This window comes from Halovivax gelatinilyticus (genome assembly GCF_024300625.1).
In the GTDB taxonomy this organism is placed as follows: domain Archaea; phylum Halobacteriota; class Halobacteria; order Halobacteriales; family Natrialbaceae; genus Halovivax; species Halovivax gelatinilyticus.
In genome coordinates this window covers 1,457,533-1,477,119 of sequence record NZ_CP101322.1, presented here as the reverse complement: position 1 = coordinate 1,477,119, position 19,587 = coordinate 1,457,533, and the positions used below count along the sequence as shown (strand labels likewise).

Below are 19,587 nucleotides of genomic sequence, written 5' to 3'. Positions count from 1 at the left end.
GGACTTCTGCGTTGATCAATGATACAACTCGACTCTGTTAGCGTCCTCTCAACGCCGAAACGCCGTAGTAGCTACAAAACCCACCGGCGATCGAGAATACCAGCGCGTAGAATGCGATCAACACGATCCACACCAGATTGTTCCCCTGTAGCCCAAACACGGGCAGCGTCGCGCTAGAAAGAAGTGGACCCAGTACATTCACCGAAACGAACAACACGGCGACGAACGTGACTATGAACCACGGATCTGTTAGCGTCGTTCGTTCGGTTCGAGTAGACATACGCTCCAGATACGCTCAACCGCATATATGCCTTCTCCAATCTAAACTCGGTGGGAGATGAATGCCCTCGTCTCGTGAACGTAGCCGGGTTGTGTGGCAAAAAACGCACACAGAACGGTACAGTGGCCTGTCCCACGTATCGATTCAGATGAATTGCTCCTGGACGCGAACGAACAGCTTCTGGTAGCCGATCGCGACGACGCCGGCGTAGAGCAAGACGGCGCCGAGGGCGACGAACCAGCCCGCCAGCACGAGTTCCCCGCTCGCGTAGTGATCGAACGCGGTCGTCTCGGCCAGTAGGCCGATGACGGTGAACGCGAGCGCGAGAACGGCGTAGACGGCGATGGTCAGTAGTTCGACGAGCAACTCGGGTGCGGCTGACGACATGCGGTGATCCAGGCCCTCGAACGCCATAGGTGTGCCGCTTCGAACGAGGCCGTCACGTCGGTCACGACGCCGCTCGATCACCCCGGGCGCGATCGAACCGGCGGGCACTCGCCGCGGGTCGGCGTCGCCGGATCCGGCGACTCGTCCATCGAGTTCAGGTCGAACTCGAGCATCCCGATCCCGGCCAGGCAGTCCGGACAGATCGGCCGCTCGACGTCGAGGCAGCGGTCGCCGAGCGGGCCGCTGTGGGCGGCCGAGAGGCGAATCCGGTGTGCGTCGTGGAGCGAGTCGCCACAGCGGTAGCAGGCCTGGTCGTTCGACTCGCGTTGTGCGTCGGTCATCCGTCGACCCCCGACGCGTGGACGGCCGTCCGTCGGCGCTGACAGACTTCAGATATCGTAGGAAAATCGCTCCATAGCTTGCGCTCTCGATACCACAGGCGTGCGAGACCTTTTTGTCTCGAAGGTGTGTACGGAATCATGGCAGACAAATCCTTCTCGGATTTGGAAGCCACGTCTCGGGTGCGCCTACACCCGGGACATTTACTGAACGCCGTCCCCTTGCGACCGGTGGAGACGTGGACTTCCAGCGGTGGCTACGGCGGGGAATGTATTATAACTACTGACTATCTCCACTACCGAATCTTCTTCGACGATACTGGTCCGAGACGTTCGATTCTTCGATCACTGCCGATCTGTTCTACGATTCTATCGACAACCTGCTCCGGTCGTTTAGAAATCAAATACCGGCGACGGCAACCGAGGGCTGTTGAACGAAAATCGGGAAGGCACACCAATTTATGTATGAATGATAAACAAACTAACGTCTGCCAATGAACGTCGCGACCCGAATCGCGTGGTTCGTGCTCGTCGGCTGGTGGTTTGGGGTGCTCTGGTTCCTCCTGGCGTGTTTGGCCGGCATCACGGTCATCTGGTACAACGTCGGGCTGTACATGGCGGTCAACACGTGGCGAGTGATGACGAGGAAAGCTCCGCTTCGGGAGATTATCGAGGACGTTCGGGAGGTGCGCTGACGCCGGCTCACGGGAATAGCGTATCGGCGTCACATTCGGTGAGCATCTCGATTTGACGGAACTCGGGGTTAAAGTGGCAGTTCCTCGCGGCTGATTCGTCTTTGAGCGTGCGTCCGTACTCGACCGTGAACGTCGTCGAGATTGGATCGACACGTTAGAAACGATTGGTACGGTCGGTTGCGATTGTTTATCTCTTAGGATGATTGCGGTCGAACCGGTCGATCGGTTGAACACGGTCATCCGATTTCGTTGGTGGTAAGAAATGCCAGTGAGTCCTCACTGCAAAACTTCGCTGAGATGGATCACGTCGGTGTTGGCGCCCATATAGATAAGCAAATCTTCGGAATCCCGGAAATCGGCTGACGACCGAGACGTCGATTTCTGCTGTGCAGGTTCTGGTCCATTTCGGATAATCACCGACGGTTCAATCGTCGCTTCGAGACAAATTCTGGCCAGGGTGTCGGTGCTGAGAGCATTCCACTGCGCGTTTCGTCGACCCCAGGGGGTATTGGGGTTATTGACGGTCGACGAAAATCGATATGTGTGAGCAGCCCATAGAGGGCCTCACAGCCGGAAATCCGGCATGGTTTCAGAAGGACTCTAGTGGGGTTGAAGCGCGTAGAACCGAAGGACGTCCGGCCAACTCTCGCCAGTTTCAGAAGGACTCTAGTGGGGTTGAAGCTACGAGTCGAAACTTTACCACGACTGGTACAACCGGTTTCAGAAGGACTCTAGTGGGGTTGAAGCACGAGTCGAAACTTTACCACGACTGGTACAACCGGTTTCAGAAGGACTCTAGTGGGGTTGAAGCGAACAACCGTGTCCACAGGTCGGTGATGGTCGTCTCGTTTCAGAAGGACTCTAGTGGGGTTGAAGCCGGCGGTCGGAGAGAAAACACGTACCGCTCGATCGTGGTTTCAGAAGGACTCTAGTGGGGTTGAAGCCCCCAGTACCGACGTGCATCCAGCCAAAAAGGCCGGTTTCAGAAGGACTCTAGTGGGGTTGAAGCAAAGACCCCGGAACGTGCCCAATCTGTGGCTCTGAGGTTTCAGAAGGACTCTAGAGAAGTTGAAGCAGGACCGAGAAAACTGAGGTGTAACAGGCCAGAACGTTCATCTACGCTGATTTTCATCTCTGAGATATGCAACGTCGAACGTTATTGGCCGTGGTGGGTGGATCAATCCCTGCGTTGGCGGGATGCGTCAGCGAAGAGTCGTCCGATCGGGAGTCCGGCAGCGGTGATGACGGTGCCGGGGGAGGCGGTGACGATGACAGCTCGGAATCGGACGATGACGACGGAGGGAACGGAGACGAAGCGCTCCAGTTCGTCGAGCACGAATGGTACAACAACGGCCCGTATGATGCGGGCGTGACGGGCCAACTCGAGAACACCTCGGGCGAGGAACTCAGCTACGTCGAGGTGACGGTCTACTTCCTCGACGAAGACGGGGTCCAGATCGCCGACTGGATAGACAATACAATGGACCTGGCAGCCGACCGAGTCTGGGAGTTCGACGTCATGTACATGGACGACGATCCCTATCGAGTCGACGACTACGAGATCGAGTGGAGCGTAACGAATTACTAAAGACGTATCGTAACTCGGCCAGATGGGCTCACCGTCGACGTAAATCCCAGCTGTTCGGCGACGGTGTCCTTGTCGATCGACGTCGGAATCTCACGCTTGCCGGTCGCGAAGCCGACGCTTCTCATACGGGAACGTCCGCGGTAGACGTGGTCCGGGCACTCGTCCGCCATCGGGTACTGTACATCGTTTCAGAAGGGCCTTCGGCAACACACACAATTCTCGTCATGTAGCTCGCCAACTCGATAGAGTATATAAATAATGGCGTAAAATAGACTTATAGTTTATATAGGTGGCCTCCGCATTACGGCGCATGCGGCGGAACGAGAAAACTAACGACAACTCTGGCATTTCAATTGCCGTCCCAATTCCGGCTATGGACTCCAAATTATACGGAAAAGAGGCGACTGACGACCTCCTCTTATTTTTAGCCACCCATCGGTTCGACGAGTTCGGTCAACGAGAATTGGCACGCCAAATCGACTATTCCGAGTCCGCAATTCGGCGTGCAGTAGCCATCCTCGAAGAGAACGATCTCGTCGATACCGAGTACCGTGGTAATCAAAAATCCGTTAGAATCAACAGATGTCGACTTTCTGTACCCGATGACCCTATTTTACGGATCCCGCAGGAGGAGTTTCAATTGCCGGTCGAAACTGCGACAGAACGGCTCAAAAGTGAGCTCGACTCGGTTGTGGGGATCGTCTTACACGGGAGTATCGCTCGGGGAGAAGCGGACCGTCGGAGCGATATCGACCTCTGGGTCGTTGTTCAGGACGACCGAGCCCCAAACCAGCGAAAGGCAAATTCCGTTGAAAAAGATCTCGAAGGCCGGGAATTCGACGGTCAGAGATACGACTTTCACGTCACTGTAGAATCCGTCGAGGCCGTTCCATCCTTCGCTGAGGATATTAGCCACATCGTCCTCACAGGAATCACCGTGTACAACACGGAACATTTCGAAACGCTCAGAAACCTGCTTGCGCACGGAGAGTTCGATGACAGCCCCGTCTGAAATCACTGAACATCTCCAGCAGGCCGATGACGCCTTCGAATACATCGGTCTGGGAACGCCCGCATTTGAAGAAGGCATTGACCAGGACGCAGAATGGAAGATTCAGCTGACCAAAGCGTGCCGTTATCTGGAAAGCGCTCGTGTTCTGCGAGCTGAAGATGGCTTTCACGGTGCGGTAGTAGAGTTGAGTTTCAGTTCGACGGAACGAACGATCGAGGCCTATCTTCTCTGGGATACGGACGACACGATCGAGAACTTCCACGACCACGAGGCGGCCTACGATCGTGCAGCTGAACGGGGGCTGTTCGACCGAAGTACGGCTTCGGACCTGAAAGGGTTATATAGCGACAATCGAACCGGCCATTACTACGGCGTTCAGGTTCCGACGAAACAAAAATCCGATGCGACGTATGCGCTAGCTGAAAGTATTCACCAGTACGTAACACAGCAGATTCGAGACGGGAGTGTCTGTATTTGCGAGAAGTGAGACAGAAACTAGAGGTTGCGAGCCGTCGTGCGATAACTCAAATACGATCTATGGCTTTCAGACGACCCTGTGTGCCTGCTCGGAGCGATCGCGTCGACCACGGTTTCTCCCTGCACCTTCTGAGAGTTCACGTTTTACTTAGCGGGCCTCAACTCGCTCTAACACAAATTTCTGACCTGAACATTTTCCTTACAGCCGGACAACGACATAACACCTATATTGAAGCTTGCCACGATGTCGGCATCTAACCCAAATCCGCCGCGTCGATTCGATCACTCGAACGACCGAGTTAGAATCTCGAAGATGTCGACGGCTTTAAACTCTTGATAGCGTTGCTTGCCAGTGGTCTCTTCGAGAACATCTTGTGCTTCCAGTTCGGTGATCGCGTTTCGGGCCGTCTGGGACGTGACGTCGAGGAACTCCGCTACCTCGTTCGTCGTGACGTAGGGGTGCTGGAACAGCCGCATCGCGAGGCGGTCGGCAGCGGTCTTCTCGTGACCATATTTCGCTTCGTACGTTCGGCGCAGCGCCCGAAGCTCGTCGGTTCGCTCTACCGCGTCGGCGGCCTGTCGGCGAATGCCGTCGACGAAGAATCGAAGCCACGGCTCCCAGGCACCCTCTTCGCTGACCGCGCGCATCCGGGTGACGTACTCGACTTTGTGCTCGTTGAAGTAGGCGCTCGGGTAGAGGTACGGTTTACTCAGGTATCCCTGCTCGATGAGCTGTAGCGTAATCAAGAGGCGGCCGAGGCGTCCGTTCCCGTCGCTGTACGGGTGAATCGTCTCAAATTGGTAGTGGACGATCCCGACGTCCAGAAGTTTGTGGTAGGGCCCTCCGGTCTGGACGTACTCGATAAGATCGTCCATCAACTCGGTGATCCGACCCGGCGCAGGCGGAATGAACGGATCCGCGAGCGTCTCGGGCGGCGGCAGATGGACGGGTTGTCGTCGGAACGCGCCGATCGTCTCTCCGTCGTGGCGAGTACCCTGCAGGAGCTGACCGTGGAGTTCGTCGAGCAGTTCGATCGTAATCGCCCCGGTTTGATCGACTCGGCCGGCTCCCTCGATCACCGCCGATTCGTAATTCAGCCCTTCCTGGACGTCCTTCGTAACCTCGACGTTGTCGAGTGTTTCGTGACGAAAGAGATCCTCGAGTTCGATCTTGGCCCCTTCGATCAACACCGACTCCACCGCCTCCCGACGAACGAGGGATGTATAGACGATGGGGTTGGTGGTGGTGTTGGTGGTTTCCTCGCTCACACCTTCGAGTCGCCCGAGCTCGTATATCGCCCCTTCGAGCGCCTCTCGGAGATCGCGATCGACCTCGATTTCCGCCTCCGGTGGAAGCGGTTCGGGGAGGTAGTACGGCCGTGCGCCATAGGGGATGTACGACCCCGGTGCCCGGTCGGGGAGGGTATCGTCGGCCATTTGTGTTACTGCACTGAACGCCCTGGTAATTCAAATATCGATCGGATTATTTGGCTTAGAGACGGGCCATATCGATACCATTATGCCACCTCGATCGACGCTGTCGATCTAACACAAATTGGTTCGCCCTCGCTATCCGTCTTATCGTCACTGATCACTTTACCGACTGTTCCCCCGACGCGAACCGCCATCCCCAAGCCCCACTAGCTCCTCCCCTCCACCGTGTCCCCGGCGGATCCCGCGTTCCCCGAGTCGCGCCACGTCATCGAACCCGGCTGCGATCGCTGTCCACAGCTCGTCGACTGTCGAGAACGGATTTCGTGGGGGACCGGTCCGGAGAACGTCTCGATCGTGGTCGTGGGCGAGGCGCCGGGTGCGGGCGATCCGGACGCCGATCGGTGGCGAGGCGGCAACTGGACCGGCAAAGCCTACACCTCTCGCCACTCGGGCCGGCGCATTCGTTCGATGCTCGACGCGGTCGGCTACGCGGACGACGCCTACTATACGAACGCGGTCAAGTGCTTGCCGGCGGACCCCGACGACCCAACAATCACTCGCGAACCCGCCGGCGACGAGCGCGCCGCCTGTCGCACCCACCTCCTGACGGAACTCGAGCGCGTCGACCCGGCCGTCGTCCTCGCGACCGGCAAACACGCAACCGAAACCGTCCTCGAAGCGGACGGCCGCTCGCTCGCCGACCTGCCCGGCTCGGGCTTTCTCGACGCCGTCCTCGAGCCGGTCCGGTGCGAAGCGCTCTCGACCTGGCTCTGCCCGATCGTCCACCCGAGCTACCAGGACGTCTGGATCGGTCGGCTGGGCTACGAACCCGCGACCTACCGCGACGCCATCCGTGATCGACTGGACGACCTGATCGGGTGACGTGCGGGCTGGCCGAACCGACCGCACTGGCCGGAAGAATCACGTCCGAGCGGCGTGACGACCGGGTCGTGAATCCGCTCGACCGCGTCGACACGCAGACGATTCTGGCCGGCCAGGGGGACTGGATCGACGACGAACTGGCGACGAGCCTCGCCGCGCACCCGCTCGCCTGCGTCGATCGCGAGTACCCTCACTACGTTCGGTCGGTCGACTCGCCGGACGACACCGCCCGCCCGTCCGACCAGCATCCGGTGTTCTACGGCTGTTACGACTGGCACTCGGCGGTCCACAGCCACTGGTCGCTGGTGCGCCAGCTCCGCCTGATCGAGGGCCATCCCGACGAATCGGCGATCGAGGCGAGCATCGACGCCCGACTCACCCCCGACGCCGTCGCCGGCGAGGTGGCGTTCTTCACGGAGAACGAGACGTTCGAGCGCCCCTACGGCTGGGGCTGGCTGTTGCGCCTCGCCGTGGAACTGCGCGCGTGGGACGACGGCCGTGCCGACCGGTGGGCCGAGACGCTCCGCCCGCTGGAGTCGACCATCGTTGACCTCGTCGAGACGAACTTTCTACCGATGGACCGGCTACTGCGAGTCGGTACCCACGGAAATTCGGCGTTCGCCCTCGCGTGCGTCCTCGATTACGCCCGGGCGGTCGACGACACCTCGCTCGAGTCGAAGACGGTCGAGACGGCCGAGCGCTTTTTCGCCGACGACCGTGACTACTCGCTCGACTACGAGCCGATCGGGTGGGATTTCCTCTCTCCGGGGCTCGCGGAGGCCGACCTGATGCGTCGGATTCGGCCGCCGGAGGAGTTTACAGACTGGTTCGAGGACTTCCTCCCGGCCGTCGTCGACGACCCGCGTACCGCCCTCCCGGATCCGATCGGGGTCGCACCGGGGACCGACGACGGGATGGCTCTCCACCTCGTCGGGTTGGACCTCTCCCGTGCGTGGTGTCTGGCCGGGATCGCCGATGTGATCGAGGACGCCTCGCTTCGGAATGCGCTAACGGATTCGGCGGGCGCACACGCCGAGGCGGGTCTCGAGCTGGCGTTCACCGACGACTACGACGGTGCCCACTGGCTGACCTCGTTCGTGTGCTACCTCGTCACCCGAAACGACGGGTTGATCGCCCCGCCTCCGTCGGACGCTTGATCGCTACGCGCCCGCTCAATGGATGATCTTCGAGGGTCACCGTCCGTTCTGCCCTGCCGAGGAAAACCTGCGCTGTCGCCCTTACTCCGTGAGTTCTCGATCGGCGTACACCGTGACCGCCGACAGGATGCCCACGACGACGGCCGCGCCGATCGCGCCCGTCAGCAGGTTACCGAAGTCGAGACTCGTGTCGAGAAAGAGCAGTTCGTTCTGAAACTCCGTCTCCGCGAGGAAGACCCCGAGGACGACGAGTGCGACGGTTCCGGCTGCGGTGGCCGCGCCGGCGAGCTTGGCGACCTCCTCGGTCGCCTCGTCGACCGAGCGCGACAGCGTCTGGCCGATGCCGACGCCTAACACCGCGGCGAGAAATGGCGTGCTCATCATCGCCCAGGTCGACGTCATGGTCGCCGTCGCGTCTCCGTACTGTGGGATTTCTTCGGTCGGCGTGACCGGGTTGCCCGTCGTCGAGACGACGATCACGAGCAGGCCGATCGCGACGCCCGCCGCCGCGTAGATGCCGGCGACGGCCTTGATGTAGCCCTTCCCGCGATCGGTCGAGATGAGCGATTCCGAATCGACCGCCGCTTCGTCGTACTCGTGTGCCGTTCCGTCCGCGTCAGGTTCGACCGTCTCCTGTGACATCACGAGTCACTCGCGAGTACACCCATTTAACAAAAATGGCCGTTTCAGGGCCGAATAGTAAAATGAAGGCGAACGGCGCCGAATGTAGTGGGAGGTCCCGTGATCGAACACGGGGTCGTGCCCCGAGGCCGCGGCGAGTCCCCTGCTCGGGTAACCTTCATACAATCGGCCGACACACGTCCAGACATGCCCACGATCTTCAGCCAGATCGTCGACGGGGAGATCCCCGCCCGCGTCGTCTACGAGGACGAGACCACGTTCGCCTTCCTCGACGCGAACCCGCTCGCGCCGGGGCACACGCTCGTCATCCCGCGCGAGGAGTACGAGCGTCTTAACGACGTCCCCGACGAGGTCGCGACGGACCTCTACGAGACGATCCACCGGCTGGTGCCGGCCGTCGAGGACGCTGTCGACGCGGACGCGAGCACCGTCGCGTTCAACAACGGCGAGGCGGCCGGCCAGGAAGTCCCCCACGTCCACTGTCACATCGTGCCGCGGTTCGACGGCGACGGAGGCGGCCCCATCCACGCCGTCGCCGGCGAGACGCCGGATCTCGGCGAGGACGAACTCGACGGGATCGCCGCCGAGATCGAATCGCGCGCCTGAATTCGGTCGGAGCCCCGACTGGCACGCCAGCACCGACGTCGAGGGGGACTCCTCACCGGTCGGAGGGAGCGACCGAGACGAGTAGAAGAAACTTTCCGGACAGCGATCCGGGTAACTAGTGATGAGTTCACGCGGAATCGGCGAGTTCGGCCCGCTCCAGGAGGCGATTCCCGAGTGGCTGGCCGTCATCATCGCGCTGTGTACGCAACTCGGCGACATCTGGTTTCTCGCGCTCGTCATAACGGTCTTTTACTGGTACGGGACGCCGAGTCGCGACGCGGTCGCCGCCCTGGGGGGTGTCTGGCTCGCGGGGATGGGCCTCTACAAGGGGTTGAAGCACATCTTCGAATTTCCCCGTCCGGACGAACCGTTGCTCGACGCGGAGTTGCTCCCGCTCGGTATCCAGCAGCTGTACGAACTCACCGCGTTCGCCGGGGGATTCGGCTTTCCGAGCGGCCACGCCGTCAACACGACCATCGTCTACTTCGGTCTCGCACACATTCTCACGGTGAGCACGCGTCCGAGACGGTACGCCGTCGCCGCGGGGCTCGTGACGCTCGTCAGTTTTTCGCGCGTCGCCCTCGGCGTTCACTACCTCGTCGACGTCGTCGTCGGCGTCGCGGTCGGCCTCTCGCTTCTGTACGTCGTTCGCGAGTTCACGACGTTTCGCGGTCCGGACTCCGCGACGGTCTCGCTCACGTTCGCCGTCCCGTTCGGCGTCTTCTACGTCGTCGCGAGCAACGCCGATATCGAGTCGGTGGTCATCCTCGGGGCGGCCCTCGGTGGGTTCGCCGGCTGGCAGCTGATTCTACTCGGTCGCGAACTCGTCGACAGTCCGACCCCGGAGGCGGCGCTCCGACCGGTCGCCCTCCGAGGTGGTCTCGCGTCGGTGGCGCTCGCGCCGCTCGTCGCGACCTTCGAGTACTTCCCGATCCTGTCGGTGTACGTCGCCGGCGGCGTCGCCGGTCTCGCCACGGCCGTCGCCGTCACGATCCCCGTGTTACACCACTCGCGACACGCCAGCCGCGTCGGCGAGGAGATCCGGTTCGTCCTGTGGCTAACAGCGGGCGCCGTCGCGTTCGTCCTCACGCCGGCCAACTGGCGACGCGGCTACGCGTACGTTCGCGAGTCGATACGGCGACGACTCGATTGACGGCGGACGATCCGACCGGCAGAACCGACGACCGTGAGTGTTTTATTGTCACTCGACAATCAACCCGCATGCTCGCCTCGATCGTCGCCGACTTCCGTCGCCACCCGGTCGTGGCCACGCTCGAGTACGGCAGTCTGGCGACCTGCGTGGCCCTGCTGATCGGCGTCGTCGCCGCAATCGCGACCGGCAACCCGGACTATCCGGGCGGAATCTGGCTGGCGGTGGTCGTCGTCGGCGCCGTTTTCGTCTGCTTCTGGACCGTCCTCTGGCCGGTGTACGAGCGTCTTCGGTCGTGAGCAATCGACGGCGTCACATCACCAGCGTGACGAGTAGATCGCCGTACCCGAGCGCCAGCACCAGCCCGGCGAACAGCGGGACGAGAAACGGCGTTCCCGGCGAGATCCAGACGGTCTCTTCCTGGGTGAGCACGTCGAGCCCGTCGCGGAGGTCGGCGGCCGACGTGCCGTAGGCCGTCCCCTCGATCGATTCGAGAAACGCGTCGGCGCCCCACGGGTCGTCGAACTCGCCGTCTGATTCGCCCGCCGCTTCCGACGCGGTCGATTCGTCGTCGCTCTCCGACGCCGAGTCGTTCGCCGCCGTCTCGTCGCCAGCAGTCGCCTCCTCGTGTTTGCCCCCGTCGGCGACGGGATTCGCCACTGTGACGGCACCGTCGGTGGGCGGATTCGGCACGTCGGGAAGCGACGAGGGATCGCGATACCGGTCGGGATCCTCGCGGACGTCGTCGAGCGTCAGTCCGCGCCAGCGCAGGTACATTCGCAGCGCGTCCAGGTCGAGCCCGCCGAGGCTGACGCCCTCGGTCGTCTGCAGGAGTCGGCCGTGGGTTTCCGGAATCCGGTCGGTCGACACCGGCCACCCGAGCGCCATGACGCCGGTGACGCGCCCGGCCAGGGCGTTTCTGATCGCGAGGGCGACCGGAATCGCCAGGCCGACGAGGACGCCGTTGGCCAGGATCGAAAGCGAAAACGGCAGGAGTTCGTCGCCGCCGGCGAGCGGAAACGAAAGACCGCCGATCGCGTACGACGGGACGACGGGAAAGAGCAGGGCGAGTACCAGTAGCGCCTTCGCGTCGGCGCCGCCGAACCCGCCGAACCACCAGAAGAGGTACGCGAGCGGGACGACGAAGCCGAGACTGAGCGCCGCCGGGATCAGGAACTCCTGCCAGGCGACGACGTCCGCCTGGTACGCGATCCAGCCGTCCCAGACGAGCAGTCCCGCTCCCAGCGCGCCGAGGGGTATCCAGGCCGCGCTCGGGACGCGTCGCGTCCGAATGTCGAGAATAGCGACCCACGCGAAGACGGGGATCGTCAGCAGCCGCAGGAGGTCGGGGCCGGACGCAGAGACGCCAGAGAGTGTCACGAGCGCTCATCTGGCCGCCACCCGCGTTAGTGTTTCGGGGCGTGATCGACTGACCTCGCCCGTTCTCGCTGCAACGTGGCCGTTCGACGCTCGGAATCGCTGTCTCACCGCCGGGCGAGCACGTCGAGGTTGTGCGCGACGTACGTGAGCTCGCCGCGGTCGAACTGGGTGCGTCGCGTTTCCAGCCAGCGCCGTCGGTCGTCTGGATCGAGCGCGTCCGTCGGGTACTCGGAGAGCGCCGCCTCGATATCGTCGAGGACGGCGTGGAGGACGGTCGCATCGTCGCTCGAATACGGTTCGTCAGCCGTCGAACCGCCCCCGCCGGGGTGGATCACCCAGTCCGAACCGCCGGTTTCGACCCGGTCGAAGCCCCGACCGGCCAGTTCGGCGACCAGTTGCCGCCCCGCCCGACTGCTCCCCGGCGCGTCTCGCACCTCGTCCATGTGTCGGTGGTAGAACCGTTCGATTCGGTCGTCGAGGGCGTGGGATGGGGCGAATCCCGTCGCGCCGTCGTAGGTGATCGGCGCGTAGAACGACCCGTTCGGGCGAAGGACGGATTCGAGCCACCGCACCAGTCGCTCGCGATCGAGGAGGTCGACGACGGCCGCGGCGATTACGACGTCCGCCCCGACGTCCTGTAAGAGCGCGTCGCCGGACTCGAGGGTGACTTCGAGCCGCCGCGTCGGCTCGGACTCCTCGAGACGGGCCACCAGCCCGTCGGACGTGTGCTCGACGTCGTAGCCCACCGCAGCGAGCCAGCCGGGCAGGCGCTCGCGTGCGGTCTCGACGCACCCCTCGGAGCGGTCGATCAGGCGGTAGTCCACTGCCGGCGGCAGGACGTCCCGCGCTGCGAGCCGGGCGACCATCGTCCCGACACCCCCGCCGATTTCGGAGACGCGGACGGGGCCGTCGGTTCGGCGGTCGATCGCGTCGAGTTCCTCGACGAAGCTCCGCCAGACGCGCCGATTCAGCGCCCGGTCGTCGACCGACCGCTTCGCGAGGAGGTACGCGTCGCTCACGGCGGGTCACCCGGTTCGGCGGCCGAGTACGTCCCGGATCTCGACGCCCGCTCGTGGCTGTCATCGGATCCGTCAGCCTGCGCCCGGAGGAACGATCGAACGCGCGCCGTCGTCTCCGCCCACGTCGGGTGGTCGTCGGCCGTCCGGAGCGCGTTCGCCCCGAGCCGGGCGAGTTCGTCGCGGTCGGCGTCGAGTCTCGCGAGGCGGTCCGCGAGCGCGTCCGCGTCGCCCGGCTCGACGAGGAATCCGTTCTGACCGTCGTCGACGATCTCGCGTGCGCCGCCGACCGCGCTCGCGATCGGGACGACGCCGTACTCCATCGCCTCCAGGTAGACCATCCCAAATCCCTCGTAGGCGGCGGGCACCGCGAGAACGTGCGACCGGCGGAGAACTCGGCGAAGTTCGTCCGACGACACCCGGCCGGCGAACGTGACGCACCCGTCGACGTCGAGCTCGGTCGCGCGTTCGACCGCCGATCGAGCGTGGGCGGGGTCGGCGTCGCGACTCCCGACGACGGTGAGCGTCGCCGAGCGACGTCTCTCGTTGACGATTCGGGAGAACGCGTCGAGAAGCGGTTTCACGCCCTTTCTCGGTTGCAGATTGCCGACGAACGCCACCCGAAGGCGGCCGTCGCGGGCGCGGGAGGCCACCTCGTCGGATGCGAGTGCAGCCCCTTCGACGCGACCGGCCGGCGGCGCTACCTGTGTCGGAACGTCGGCGAGACGCTCGGTCCGATCGCGCGTGTCCCGGCTCGTGCAGACGGCGGCACCGACCGAGTCGAGGTAGCGTCGCTCGACCGACCGGTAGAGCGGCGACCAGACGCCCGCAGACGGCCCGGACCGGAGCAGGTGGACGACCGAGACGATCGCCCCCGGTCGGTCGAGGTGCGGGTTGTGCCGCCACAGCGACGCGTGACAGAGTTCGTCCTGGACGAGCACGTCGTACGGTCGATTTAGCCGGGAACGGAGCGTGCGCGAGACGCCGTCGGCGAGGTGTCGCGGGTACGTCCGCTGCGGGATCGCGACGACGTCCACCTCGTCACCGTGGGCTCGCAGGTTTTCGACGAGTTTCCGGTCGTATCGGTAGCCGCCCGACGTCCGGTCGAGGCCGCCGTAGACGACGAAACCGACGTACATCTCAACCGGATCCGTCCTCGAGCGATCGTTCGTGGGCGACGCGAGCGATCTCGTCTTCGGCCATCGACACCCGGAGCCGCGTCGCCCCCGCGGGTTCGAGCGCCGCACAGAGCCGATCGCCGAAAATTCGCGCGAAGCGTTCCGCGCTCGGATTCCGCCCTTCGAACGATTCGAGGTCGTTCAAGGTTCTGTCGCGGTAACGCGCGACCAGCTCGTCGACGACCGCACTCAGCTCGTCGATGTCGACCAGATAGCCACGCTCGTCTATCGACGGACCGAAGACGGTGACCTCGACGGTGTAGCGGTGGGAGTGAACGGACCCCTCCGGCCCGGCGTCGACCACGGTGAGCGCGTGCTGGGCGACGAACGATCGACTGACCGATACCTCGTACATGGGCAGCCGTACCGTAACCGTCCTGATAAACGATGGGTCGTTTCTCGCGGCCGGAGCGGCCCCTCGCGACGCCGGGTTCCTGCAGGTCGCCGTCGTCGCCGTCGAATCGGCCGCAGGCCCGACCGGCCACGCCAGCGCCTCGACAGGTGTGTCGACGTTGCCTCGACACCGTCACTCGTACGTGAACAGCACCTGCACCGCCTCCTCGGGTCGCTCGTCTATCAGTCGGTAGGCGTCGGCCGCCCGGTCGACGGCGAACTCGTGGGTGAACAGCGAGTCGAGGTCGAGTCGACGAAGCCAGTTCCAGGCGGTCTGGCGGCGGCGCTCGCGGGTCCAACGACCGCGGTGTCTCGGCGCGATCGTACTCACCTGGCTACTTCGAACGTCGATACGATCCCGGTGGAACCGGCCGCCGAGGTCGGCGGTCACCGGTCTGTCACCGTACCACGAGCCGACGATCACGCGGCCGTCGTAGCCGGTCGCCGCGACCGCGTCGTCGAGGGCGTCCGGATTGCCCGAGAGTTCGTACGTCAGGTCGGTCCGCTCGCCGGCGAGTTCGGCGACCGCTCCGGCGACGCCGTCGCGTGTCTCATTCGTCGGATCGATCGTCTCGTCCGCGCCGAGGGAGGCGGCGAGACCCCGTCGGTGCTCGTACCGGTCGACCGCGACGAGCGTCTCGATCGGCGTGCGACCGAGTAGCGCCGTCGTCAGCAGGCCGACGACGCCCTGTCCGAAGACGGCGACGCGTTCGCCGACGAGCGGTTGGCCGTCGAGCAGGAACGAGACGGCGCTCTCCGCGTTCGCGAACAGCGCCGCCGCACGCGTCGAGACGCCGTCGGGGACCGGGACGACCGCCTCCGGTGTCGCGAGAACGTGACTCTCGTGGGGATTGTAGGCGAACACGCGCCGGTCGAGCCACTCGTCGTCGACGTCGCGGCCGACCCGGTCGACCCGACCGACCACGGCGTAGCCGTAGGCGATCGGGAACGAACAGTCGCCACAGAGCGCGTCGATCGTCTCGTCGGCCGCCAGTCCCTCGGGCGCGTCGCCGCGGTAGACGAGTCCCTCGGTGCCGGCGCTCACCGCCGACAGGCTCGTGCGGACCCGCAACTCGGACGGGCCCGGTTCCGGAACCGGCCGACGCTCGACGGTCACTGTTCGTGGGCCAGTGAACGTCACGCGCCGGGCGGTCGAGCCACCGCTGGGGTTCCGTCGCGTTCGGTCCCCGCCGTCGTCCGTTCCAGTCACGATAGCCGTCCGCTCAATACGCGTACACTTGGCTGTTGGCGTGATTTTCACCTGATTCGCCAGGGTCGGGCGCACGCCGCTCTCAATCATCTTCTCGCGCCACCGCCTCTCCGTCCTCCCGGGGCGTCGACGAACGCGACAACCGGGAGAGGCGACCCGTGACGGCGAGCCAGTCCCACGCAAAGTTCGCGAGGAACGGACCCGCGACGGCGCTCGCGATGACGGCCGTCCACGCGTCCGGGACCGGCGGGACCAGCGCGACCCAGATCGCGACGAGCACGAGCACGGACAACGGTGCCCGCAAGCGGTTCGGCGGCAGATCGCGTACCCGTCGTCCTCGCCGTCTGCGCCACCAGCACCCGAGGACGAACCCGTACCGGGCCAGCCCGACGGCGAGGAAGGCGGTCGGGGCGGCGCCGACGGCGACGGCCGCGCCGGCACCGACGAGCGTGGTGAGCCCGTCCACGTCGCGGTCGAGGCGAGCGCCGAGAACCGTTTCGTCGTCTCTGCGACGAGCGACCGCGCCGTCGAGCCCGTCGAGTATCACCGCCGCGCCGAAGAGGCCGCCTGCCACCCACGCGGTCGACTCGGGTACCGCGGCGACGACCCCGATCAGCAGTGCGAGGAGGGCGGTTCGCGAGACGGTGAGGTGGGTGGCCGCGGTGAGCCGAACGTCCTCGCCGCGTCGACGCGTGCGCTCGACGACGCCCGCGACGACGAGCAGCTGACACCCGAGCGCGAGCGCCACCCACGCCGGAAACGCCGTCGTCCGTACCGACGGTCGGACGGCGGCGACGACCAGCACCCCCACGCCGGCGAGAATGACTGCCCCGAGCGCACCTTCGAGAGCCTGGTTCGACGCTCCGTCGAGCCGTCGGATTCGATCGAATCGACTCACGCGGTACGCTCCGTCGATCGATCGTCGCGTCGGTAGAGGACGATCAGGACGACGATCAACGCGAGCTGTACGAGCTTATCCGCCGTCTCGCCGACCGACAGGTCGTCGACGCCGCTCGGTCGGTTCAACGCGTACCAGGCGACGATCTGCGCGCCGACGAACGGGACGCCGGCGAGGTAGAGGAGCCGCCGGCGCACGTCGAAGGCGAACAGGATCAGCGCGCCGGCGTAGCCGAGTCCCGCGAGCACGAACGCGACCGCCAGCGGCTCCGGCAGGAAGACGACCCCGAGCCCGAGGTGGACGCCGCCGGTCGCGACGACGAGCGCGACCGCGACCCACTGCAGCGCAGAGAGTCCGGAGCGGCGAACGCGACGGGCCATGGGGTCTCGTCCACGAATCCGATGATGGGCCTTTCGGTCGTTCGCGCTCGCCGGGGTCGGACCGACGTCGACGTCGGTGTCTCCCGTTTTCGTCAGTGGCGTCCGTCCGTCAGTCGCCGTCTTCGCTCCGATCGCCCTCGGTCGGCTCGGCTACCCAGTACGCGTCGAACGACCGAACGCGGTATCCCGCGTCGTCGAGGATCGACCGACAGTCGAGCCCCTCGTCACCGTCGAGTCCGTCCCCGTGCACCTCGAGGAACACCGTCGGGCGGTGACGCTCCAGCGTCTCTCGCCCGCCGCGGAGAACCGACGGAGCGGCCCCCTCGACGTCGATCTTGAGGACCTCCGGCGTGGGGCCCTCGTCGACGACGTCGTCGAGTCGGCGGACCGGAACCGTCGTCTCCGCCGCGACTGACGCCTCCCACCGGCGAGCGCTCGCCGCGTCGAACCCGGATAGCTCCGCGTACGTCGAGACGTAGAACGGGCGCTCGCCCGCCACCTCGCCGAGGCCGCAGTGGCGGACGTCGATTCGATCTGCGAAGCCGTTCACCTCGACGTTGGCCCGAAGCTGTTCGACGACGCGCGGGGCCGGCTCGAACGCGACGATCCGCCGATCCGGGGTTTCCGCCGCGAGGGCGAGCGCGTAGACGCCGACGTTCGCCCCGACGTCGTAGACCACCCCGTCGGACGCGGCGCGGGCGTCGACGGCCGCGAGCATCGCGTCCCGGCCGTGGCGGTTGTAGAGTTCGTAACTCCGCACGGTTCCCCCGACGGTCCGCTTTCGCGGCGCGATCCACTGCCGGTCGTAGTTCAGACCGACGAGTCGGTAGTACCCGCCGAGGATCGCCCGTCGGAGGCGCAGGTGCGCCCCGCGACGCACCCGGTTGAACGCGCGGCTCCCGGAGCCCAATCGCATGCGGACCGAGACGTCCCGGTCGCTGTTGGGTGTTGTGGCGACGTTCAGCTCCTGCGTTCGGTACGGACCGTTTTGGTTCGTCGCGTCGACGCCTATACCGTTCGAAGCCCGCTCTCGACCGAACCGGCCCGTCAGAATCTACGTTTCCACCACCAGTACCCATGACGAAGACGGCCCGATCTACCGCTCCGGCGTCCGTCGAACGGATCGTCGCGGACGCGCTCGGAACGTCCGTCGAGCGCTGTGAGCGTCCGGCCGTCGGCTCCGTCTCTGAGACGTTTCGCCTCGCCCTCGCCGGCTCGCCGTCGCTCGCGATCTGCAAGCTCGGCGGGGCGAACGTCTGGATCGGCGACGTGATCGAACCCGAGGTGGTCCGACTCGTCGGGGAAACGACCGACCTTCCGGTTCCGGCCGTCCTCGCGACGGGTTCGGTTCGCGGGGGTCGGCTCACGGGCGATCACCGGTGGGCGATTTACGAGTGTCTCGATGGATCGAACCCGGATCCGTGGTATCGCGACGCCGATCCGCGGGTGCGCCGTCGGATCGTGACCGACGCCGGCGACGCGCTCGGCCGGCTCCACGCGGCCGAGCCGCTCGCCCTGGATGACTCCTTCTCTGGGGACGACGTCACCGAACGCCCCGACCGGACCGGCGCCGGCCACCTTCGCCACGCAGCCGTCCTCGAGCGCACCGAGACGACGCTAGAGGTGGCCGCGCCCGCATCGCTGCACGGCCGGTTGCACCGCCGACTCGTCGAGTCGGTGTCGAACGCTCCGTCAGGCGCTCGGCCCGTCCTGACCCACGGCGACTTTCACCCCGGAAACCTCCTCGTGAGTGAAACGGGCGCGCTGTCGGCCGTGCTGGACTGGGGCAACGCCCACGTCACCCGGCCGGAGTACGCGATCGCTCGCGCGGAAGTCCGATTCGTCGACCGATACCGATTCCCGAGGCCCGAACGCGAGCGCCTCCGCGCTCGCTTCCGGGCGGCCTATCGGGGCCGCGCCCCGCTCGACCGAGGTTACCCCGACCGCGCCTCGGCGTACAAACGCCGCTGGCTCGTCCAGTCGGCTGCGAACCTCTTGGCCGTCTCTCGAACCGAGCGCGGTCGGACGCAACTGCGACGGCAGCTAGCGACCGTGGCCGACCGGATCGATTGATCGGCGGCAGAACCGCTCACTCGCGAACGACCGAGAGTCTGAGCCGTCGGCGACGAGGCCCGTCGCACTCGACGAACAGGATCGACTGCCACGTTCCGAGCCCGAGCTCTCCGCCGTCGATCGGAACCGTGACGCTCTCGCCGAGCACCATCGCCCGCAAGTGGGCGTCGGCGTTGTCGTCGATTCGATCGTGTTCGTACGTCGCGCCGCGGGGGGCGAGTCGTTCGAGCGCCGTTTCGACGTCGGCGCACAATCCTCGCTCGTGTTCGTTGATCACGACGCCCGCCGTGGTGTGCGGGACGAACGCGGTGCACACGCCGTCTGCGTCGTCCGGGATCGCCGCCGCCACGTCCGCGGTGACGTCGACGACGTCGACGCGACCCCCGGTCTCGACATCGATATTCATCGGAT

The 19,587-nt window shown here is 64.9% G+C and carries 23 protein-coding genes and 1 CRISPR repeat array; of the genes, 10 read left to right on the top strand and 13 right to left on the bottom strand.

Annotation, left to right across the window (positions count from 1 at the left end):
* Positions 1-424 precede the first annotated feature (424 nt).
* Both NKH31_RS07240 and NKH31_RS07235 read right to left on the bottom strand, forming a co-directional pair.
* Complete coding sequence (locus tag NKH31_RS07240; protein ID WP_254864463.1) at positions 425-667, bottom strand: DUF8151 family protein; 243 nt, start codon at positions 665-667, stop codon at positions 425-427.
* A 77-nt stretch (positions 668-744) separates the two neighbouring features.
* A complete protein-coding gene (locus NKH31_RS07235; protein ID WP_254864462.1) occupies positions 745-1,008 on the bottom strand; it encodes a hypothetical protein in 264 nt (87 codons plus the stop codon).
* Between the two features lie 491 nt (positions 1,009-1,499).
* On the opposite strand from NKH31_RS07235, the gene NKH31_RS07230 reads away from it, so the two are divergent.
* From NKH31_RS07230 to NKH31_RS07215, 4 genes are all read left to right on the top strand, one after another.
* Positions 1,500-1,700, top strand: coding sequence for a hypothetical protein (locus NKH31_RS07230; protein ID WP_254864461.1), 201 nt, complete (start codon positions 1,500-1,502; stop codon positions 1,698-1,700).
* 586 nt (positions 1,701-2,286) lie between these two features.
* Positions 2,287-2,775: a CRISPR direct-repeat array (repeat unit 30 nt; unit sequence GTTTCAGAAGGACTCTAGTGGGGTTGAAGC).
* A 66-nt stretch (positions 2,776-2,841) separates the two neighbouring features.
* Positions 2,842-3,288 (top strand): FxLYD domain-containing protein, encoded by a 447-nt coding sequence (locus tag NKH31_RS07225; protein ID WP_254864460.1) that lies wholly within the window; start codon positions 2,842-2,844, stop codon positions 3,286-3,288.
* 310 nt (positions 3,289-3,598) lie between these two features.
* Positions 3,599-4,300, top strand: coding sequence for a nucleotidyltransferase domain-containing protein (locus tag NKH31_RS07220; RefSeq protein ID WP_254864459.1), 702 nt, complete (start codon positions 3,599-3,601; stop codon positions 4,298-4,300).
* A complete protein-coding gene (locus NKH31_RS07215) occupies positions 4,284-4,787 on the top strand; it encodes a DUF8154 family protein (protein ID WP_254864458.1) in 504 nt (167 codons plus the stop codon). Before NKH31_RS07220 ends, NKH31_RS07215 begins: the two co-directional genes overlap by 17 nt.
* A gap of 272 nt (positions 4,788-5,059) precedes the next feature.
* Here NKH31_RS07215 and NKH31_RS07210 read toward each other — a convergent pair whose 3' ends face one another.
* Positions 5,060-6,214 (bottom strand): Fic family protein, encoded by a 1,155-nt coding sequence (locus NKH31_RS07210; RefSeq protein WP_254864457.1) that lies wholly within the window; start codon positions 6,212-6,214, stop codon positions 5,060-5,062.
* A 222-nt stretch (positions 6,215-6,436) separates the two neighbouring features.
* On the opposite strand from NKH31_RS07210, the gene NKH31_RS07205 reads away from it, so the two are divergent.
* The gene (locus NKH31_RS07205) at positions 6,437-7,093 is read left to right on the top strand and encodes a uracil-DNA glycosylase (RefSeq protein WP_254864456.1); all 657 of its coding nucleotides are present in this window, start codon (positions 6,437-6,439) and stop codon (positions 7,091-7,093) included.
* A 68-nt stretch (positions 7,094-7,161) separates the two neighbouring features.
* On the top strand, positions 7,162-8,250 hold the full coding sequence (locus NKH31_RS07200; protein WP_254864455.1) for a DUF2891 domain-containing protein: 1,089 nt from the start codon (positions 7,162-7,164) through the stop codon (positions 8,248-8,250).
* An 81-nt stretch (positions 8,251-8,331) separates the two neighbouring features.
* On the opposite strand, the gene NKH31_RS07195 is transcribed toward NKH31_RS07200, so the two are convergent.
* The gene (locus NKH31_RS07195; RefSeq protein WP_254864454.1) at positions 8,332-8,892 is read right to left on the bottom strand and encodes a hypothetical protein; all 561 of its coding nucleotides are present in this window, start codon (positions 8,890-8,892) and stop codon (positions 8,332-8,334) included.
* Positions 8,893-9,078: 186 nt separating this feature from the next.
* Here NKH31_RS07195 and NKH31_RS07190 point away from each other — a divergent pair, with 186 nt between their 5' ends.
* The 3 genes from NKH31_RS07190 to NKH31_RS07180 all read left to right on the top strand — a co-directional run bounded on the left by NKH31_RS07190 (position 9,079) and on the right by NKH31_RS07180 (position 10,947).
* Complete coding sequence (locus NKH31_RS07190) at positions 9,079-9,498, top strand: HIT family protein (protein ID WP_254864453.1); 420 nt, start codon at positions 9,079-9,081, stop codon at positions 9,496-9,498.
* 121 nt (positions 9,499-9,619) lie between these two features.
* Positions 9,620-10,651, top strand: coding sequence for a phosphatase PAP2 family protein (locus tag NKH31_RS07185; protein ID WP_254864452.1), 1,032 nt, complete (start codon positions 9,620-9,622; stop codon positions 10,649-10,651).
* A gap of 68 nt (positions 10,652-10,719) precedes the next feature.
* The gene (locus NKH31_RS07180) at positions 10,720-10,947 is read left to right on the top strand and encodes a hypothetical protein (protein WP_254864451.1); all 228 of its coding nucleotides are present in this window, start codon (positions 10,720-10,722) and stop codon (positions 10,945-10,947) included.
* A 13-nt stretch (positions 10,948-10,960) separates the two neighbouring features.
* On the opposite strand, the gene NKH31_RS07175 is transcribed toward NKH31_RS07180, so the two are convergent.
* From NKH31_RS07175 to NKH31_RS07140, 8 genes are all read right to left on the bottom strand, one after another.
* A complete protein-coding gene (locus tag NKH31_RS07175; RefSeq protein ID WP_254864450.1) occupies positions 10,961-12,028 on the bottom strand; it encodes a prepilin peptidase in 1,068 nt (355 codons plus the stop codon).
* Between the two features lie 104 nt (positions 12,029-12,132).
* Positions 12,133-13,047, bottom strand: coding sequence for an SAM-dependent methyltransferase (locus tag NKH31_RS07170; RefSeq protein ID WP_254864449.1), 915 nt, complete (start codon positions 13,045-13,047; stop codon positions 12,133-12,135).
* Positions 13,044-14,183: a glycosyltransferase family 4 protein gene (locus NKH31_RS07165; RefSeq protein WP_254864448.1), complete on the bottom strand. Its 1,140-nt coding sequence runs from the start codon at positions 14,181-14,183 to the stop codon at positions 13,044-13,046. Before NKH31_RS07165 ends, NKH31_RS07170 begins: the two co-directional genes overlap by 4 nt.
* A 1-nt stretch (position 14,184) precedes the next feature.
* Complete coding sequence (locus NKH31_RS07160) at positions 14,185-14,577, bottom strand: 6-pyruvoyl trahydropterin synthase family protein (protein WP_254864447.1); 393 nt, start codon at positions 14,575-14,577, stop codon at positions 14,185-14,187.
* A gap of 171 nt (positions 14,578-14,748) precedes the next feature.
* Positions 14,749-15,825 carry a zinc-binding dehydrogenase gene (locus NKH31_RS07155; protein ID WP_254864446.1) on the bottom strand — a complete coding sequence of 359 codons (1,077 nt, stop codon included), beginning with the start codon at positions 15,823-15,825 and terminating at the stop codon, positions 14,749-14,751.
* Between the two features lie 82 nt (positions 15,826-15,907).
* A complete protein-coding gene (locus tag NKH31_RS07150; protein ID WP_254864445.1) occupies positions 15,908-16,723 on the bottom strand; it encodes a CDP-alcohol phosphatidyltransferase family protein in 816 nt (271 codons plus the stop codon).
* On the bottom strand, positions 16,720-17,103 hold the full coding sequence (locus NKH31_RS07145; RefSeq protein ID WP_254864444.1) for a DUF7475 family protein: 384 nt from the start codon (positions 17,101-17,103) through the stop codon (positions 16,720-16,722). The genes NKH31_RS07150 and NKH31_RS07145 overlap by 4 nt, the downstream gene beginning before the upstream one ends.
* A gap of 109 nt (positions 17,104-17,212) precedes the next feature.
* Complete coding sequence (locus tag NKH31_RS07140) at positions 17,213-18,019, bottom strand: FkbM family methyltransferase (RefSeq protein WP_254864443.1); 807 nt, start codon at positions 18,017-18,019, stop codon at positions 17,213-17,215.
* A gap of 161 nt (positions 18,020-18,180) precedes the next feature.
* Here NKH31_RS07140 and NKH31_RS07135 point away from each other — a divergent pair, with 161 nt between their 5' ends.
* Complete coding sequence (locus tag NKH31_RS07135) at positions 18,181-19,176, top strand: phosphotransferase family protein (protein ID WP_254864442.1); 996 nt, start codon at positions 18,181-18,183, stop codon at positions 19,174-19,176.
* A 16-nt stretch (positions 19,177-19,192) separates the two neighbouring features.
* Here NKH31_RS07135 and NKH31_RS07130 read toward each other — a convergent pair whose 3' ends face one another.
* Complete coding sequence (locus tag NKH31_RS07130) at positions 19,193-19,582, bottom strand: secondary thiamine-phosphate synthase enzyme YjbQ (protein ID WP_254864441.1); 390 nt, start codon at positions 19,580-19,582, stop codon at positions 19,193-19,195.
* Between the last annotated feature and the right edge of the window lie 5 nt (positions 19,583-19,587).

Bases quoted from the DNA above. Each gene is read 5' to 3' on its own strand.
- NKH31_RS07145 (WP_254864444.1), bottom strand. From the start codon at position 17,103: ATGGCCCGTCGCGTTCGCCGCTCCGGACTCTCTGCGCTGCAGTGGGTC.
- NKH31_RS07190 (WP_254864453.1), top strand. From the start codon at position 9,079: ATGCCCACGATCTTCAGCCAGATCGTCGACGGGGAGATCCCCGCCCGC.
- NKH31_RS07130 (WP_254864441.1), bottom strand. From the start codon at position 19,582: ATGAATATCGATGTCGAGACCGGGGGTCGCGTCGACGTCGTCGACGTC.
- NKH31_RS07195 (WP_254864454.1), bottom strand. From the start codon at position 8,892: ATGTCACAGGAGACGGTCGAACCTGACGCGGACGGAACGGCACACGAG.
- NKH31_RS07180 (WP_254864451.1), top strand. From the start codon at position 10,720: ATGCTCGCCTCGATCGTCGCCGACTTCCGTCGCCACCCGGTCGTGGCC.
- NKH31_RS07135 (WP_254864442.1), top strand. From the start codon at position 18,181: ATGACGAAGACGGCCCGATCTACCGCTCCGGCGTCCGTCGAACGGATC.
- NKH31_RS07215 (WP_254864458.1), top strand. From the start codon at position 4,284: ATGACAGCCCCGTCTGAAATCACTGAACATCTCCAGCAGGCCGATGAC.
- NKH31_RS07210 (WP_254864457.1), bottom strand. From the start codon at position 6,214: ATGGCCGACGATACCCTCCCCGACCGGGCACCGGGGTCGTACATCCCC.
- NKH31_RS07235 (WP_254864462.1), bottom strand. From the start codon at position 1,008: ATGACCGACGCACAACGCGAGTCGAACGACCAGGCCTGCTACCGCTGT.
- NKH31_RS07160 (WP_254864447.1), bottom strand. From the start codon at position 14,577: ATGTACGAGGTATCGGTCAGTCGATCGTTCGTCGCCCAGCACGCGCTC.
- NKH31_RS07230 (WP_254864461.1), top strand. From the start codon at position 1,500: ATGAACGTCGCGACCCGAATCGCGTGGTTCGTGCTCGTCGGCTGGTGG.
- NKH31_RS07225 (WP_254864460.1), top strand. From the start codon at position 2,842: ATGCAACGTCGAACGTTATTGGCCGTGGTGGGTGGATCAATCCCTGCG.
- NKH31_RS07240 (WP_254864463.1), bottom strand. From the start codon at position 667: ATGTCGTCAGCCGCACCCGAGTTGCTCGTCGAACTACTGACCATCGCC.
- NKH31_RS07220 (WP_254864459.1), top strand. From the start codon at position 3,599: ATGCGGCGGAACGAGAAAACTAACGACAACTCTGGCATTTCAATTGCC.
- NKH31_RS07165 (WP_254864448.1), bottom strand. From the start codon at position 14,183: ATGTACGTCGGTTTCGTCGTCTACGGCGGCCTCGACCGGACGTCGGGC.
- NKH31_RS07140 (WP_254864443.1), bottom strand. From the start codon at position 18,019: ATGCGATTGGGCTCCGGGAGCCGCGCGTTCAACCGGGTGCGTCGCGGG.
- NKH31_RS07185 (WP_254864452.1), top strand. From the start codon at position 9,620: ATGAGTTCACGCGGAATCGGCGAGTTCGGCCCGCTCCAGGAGGCGATT.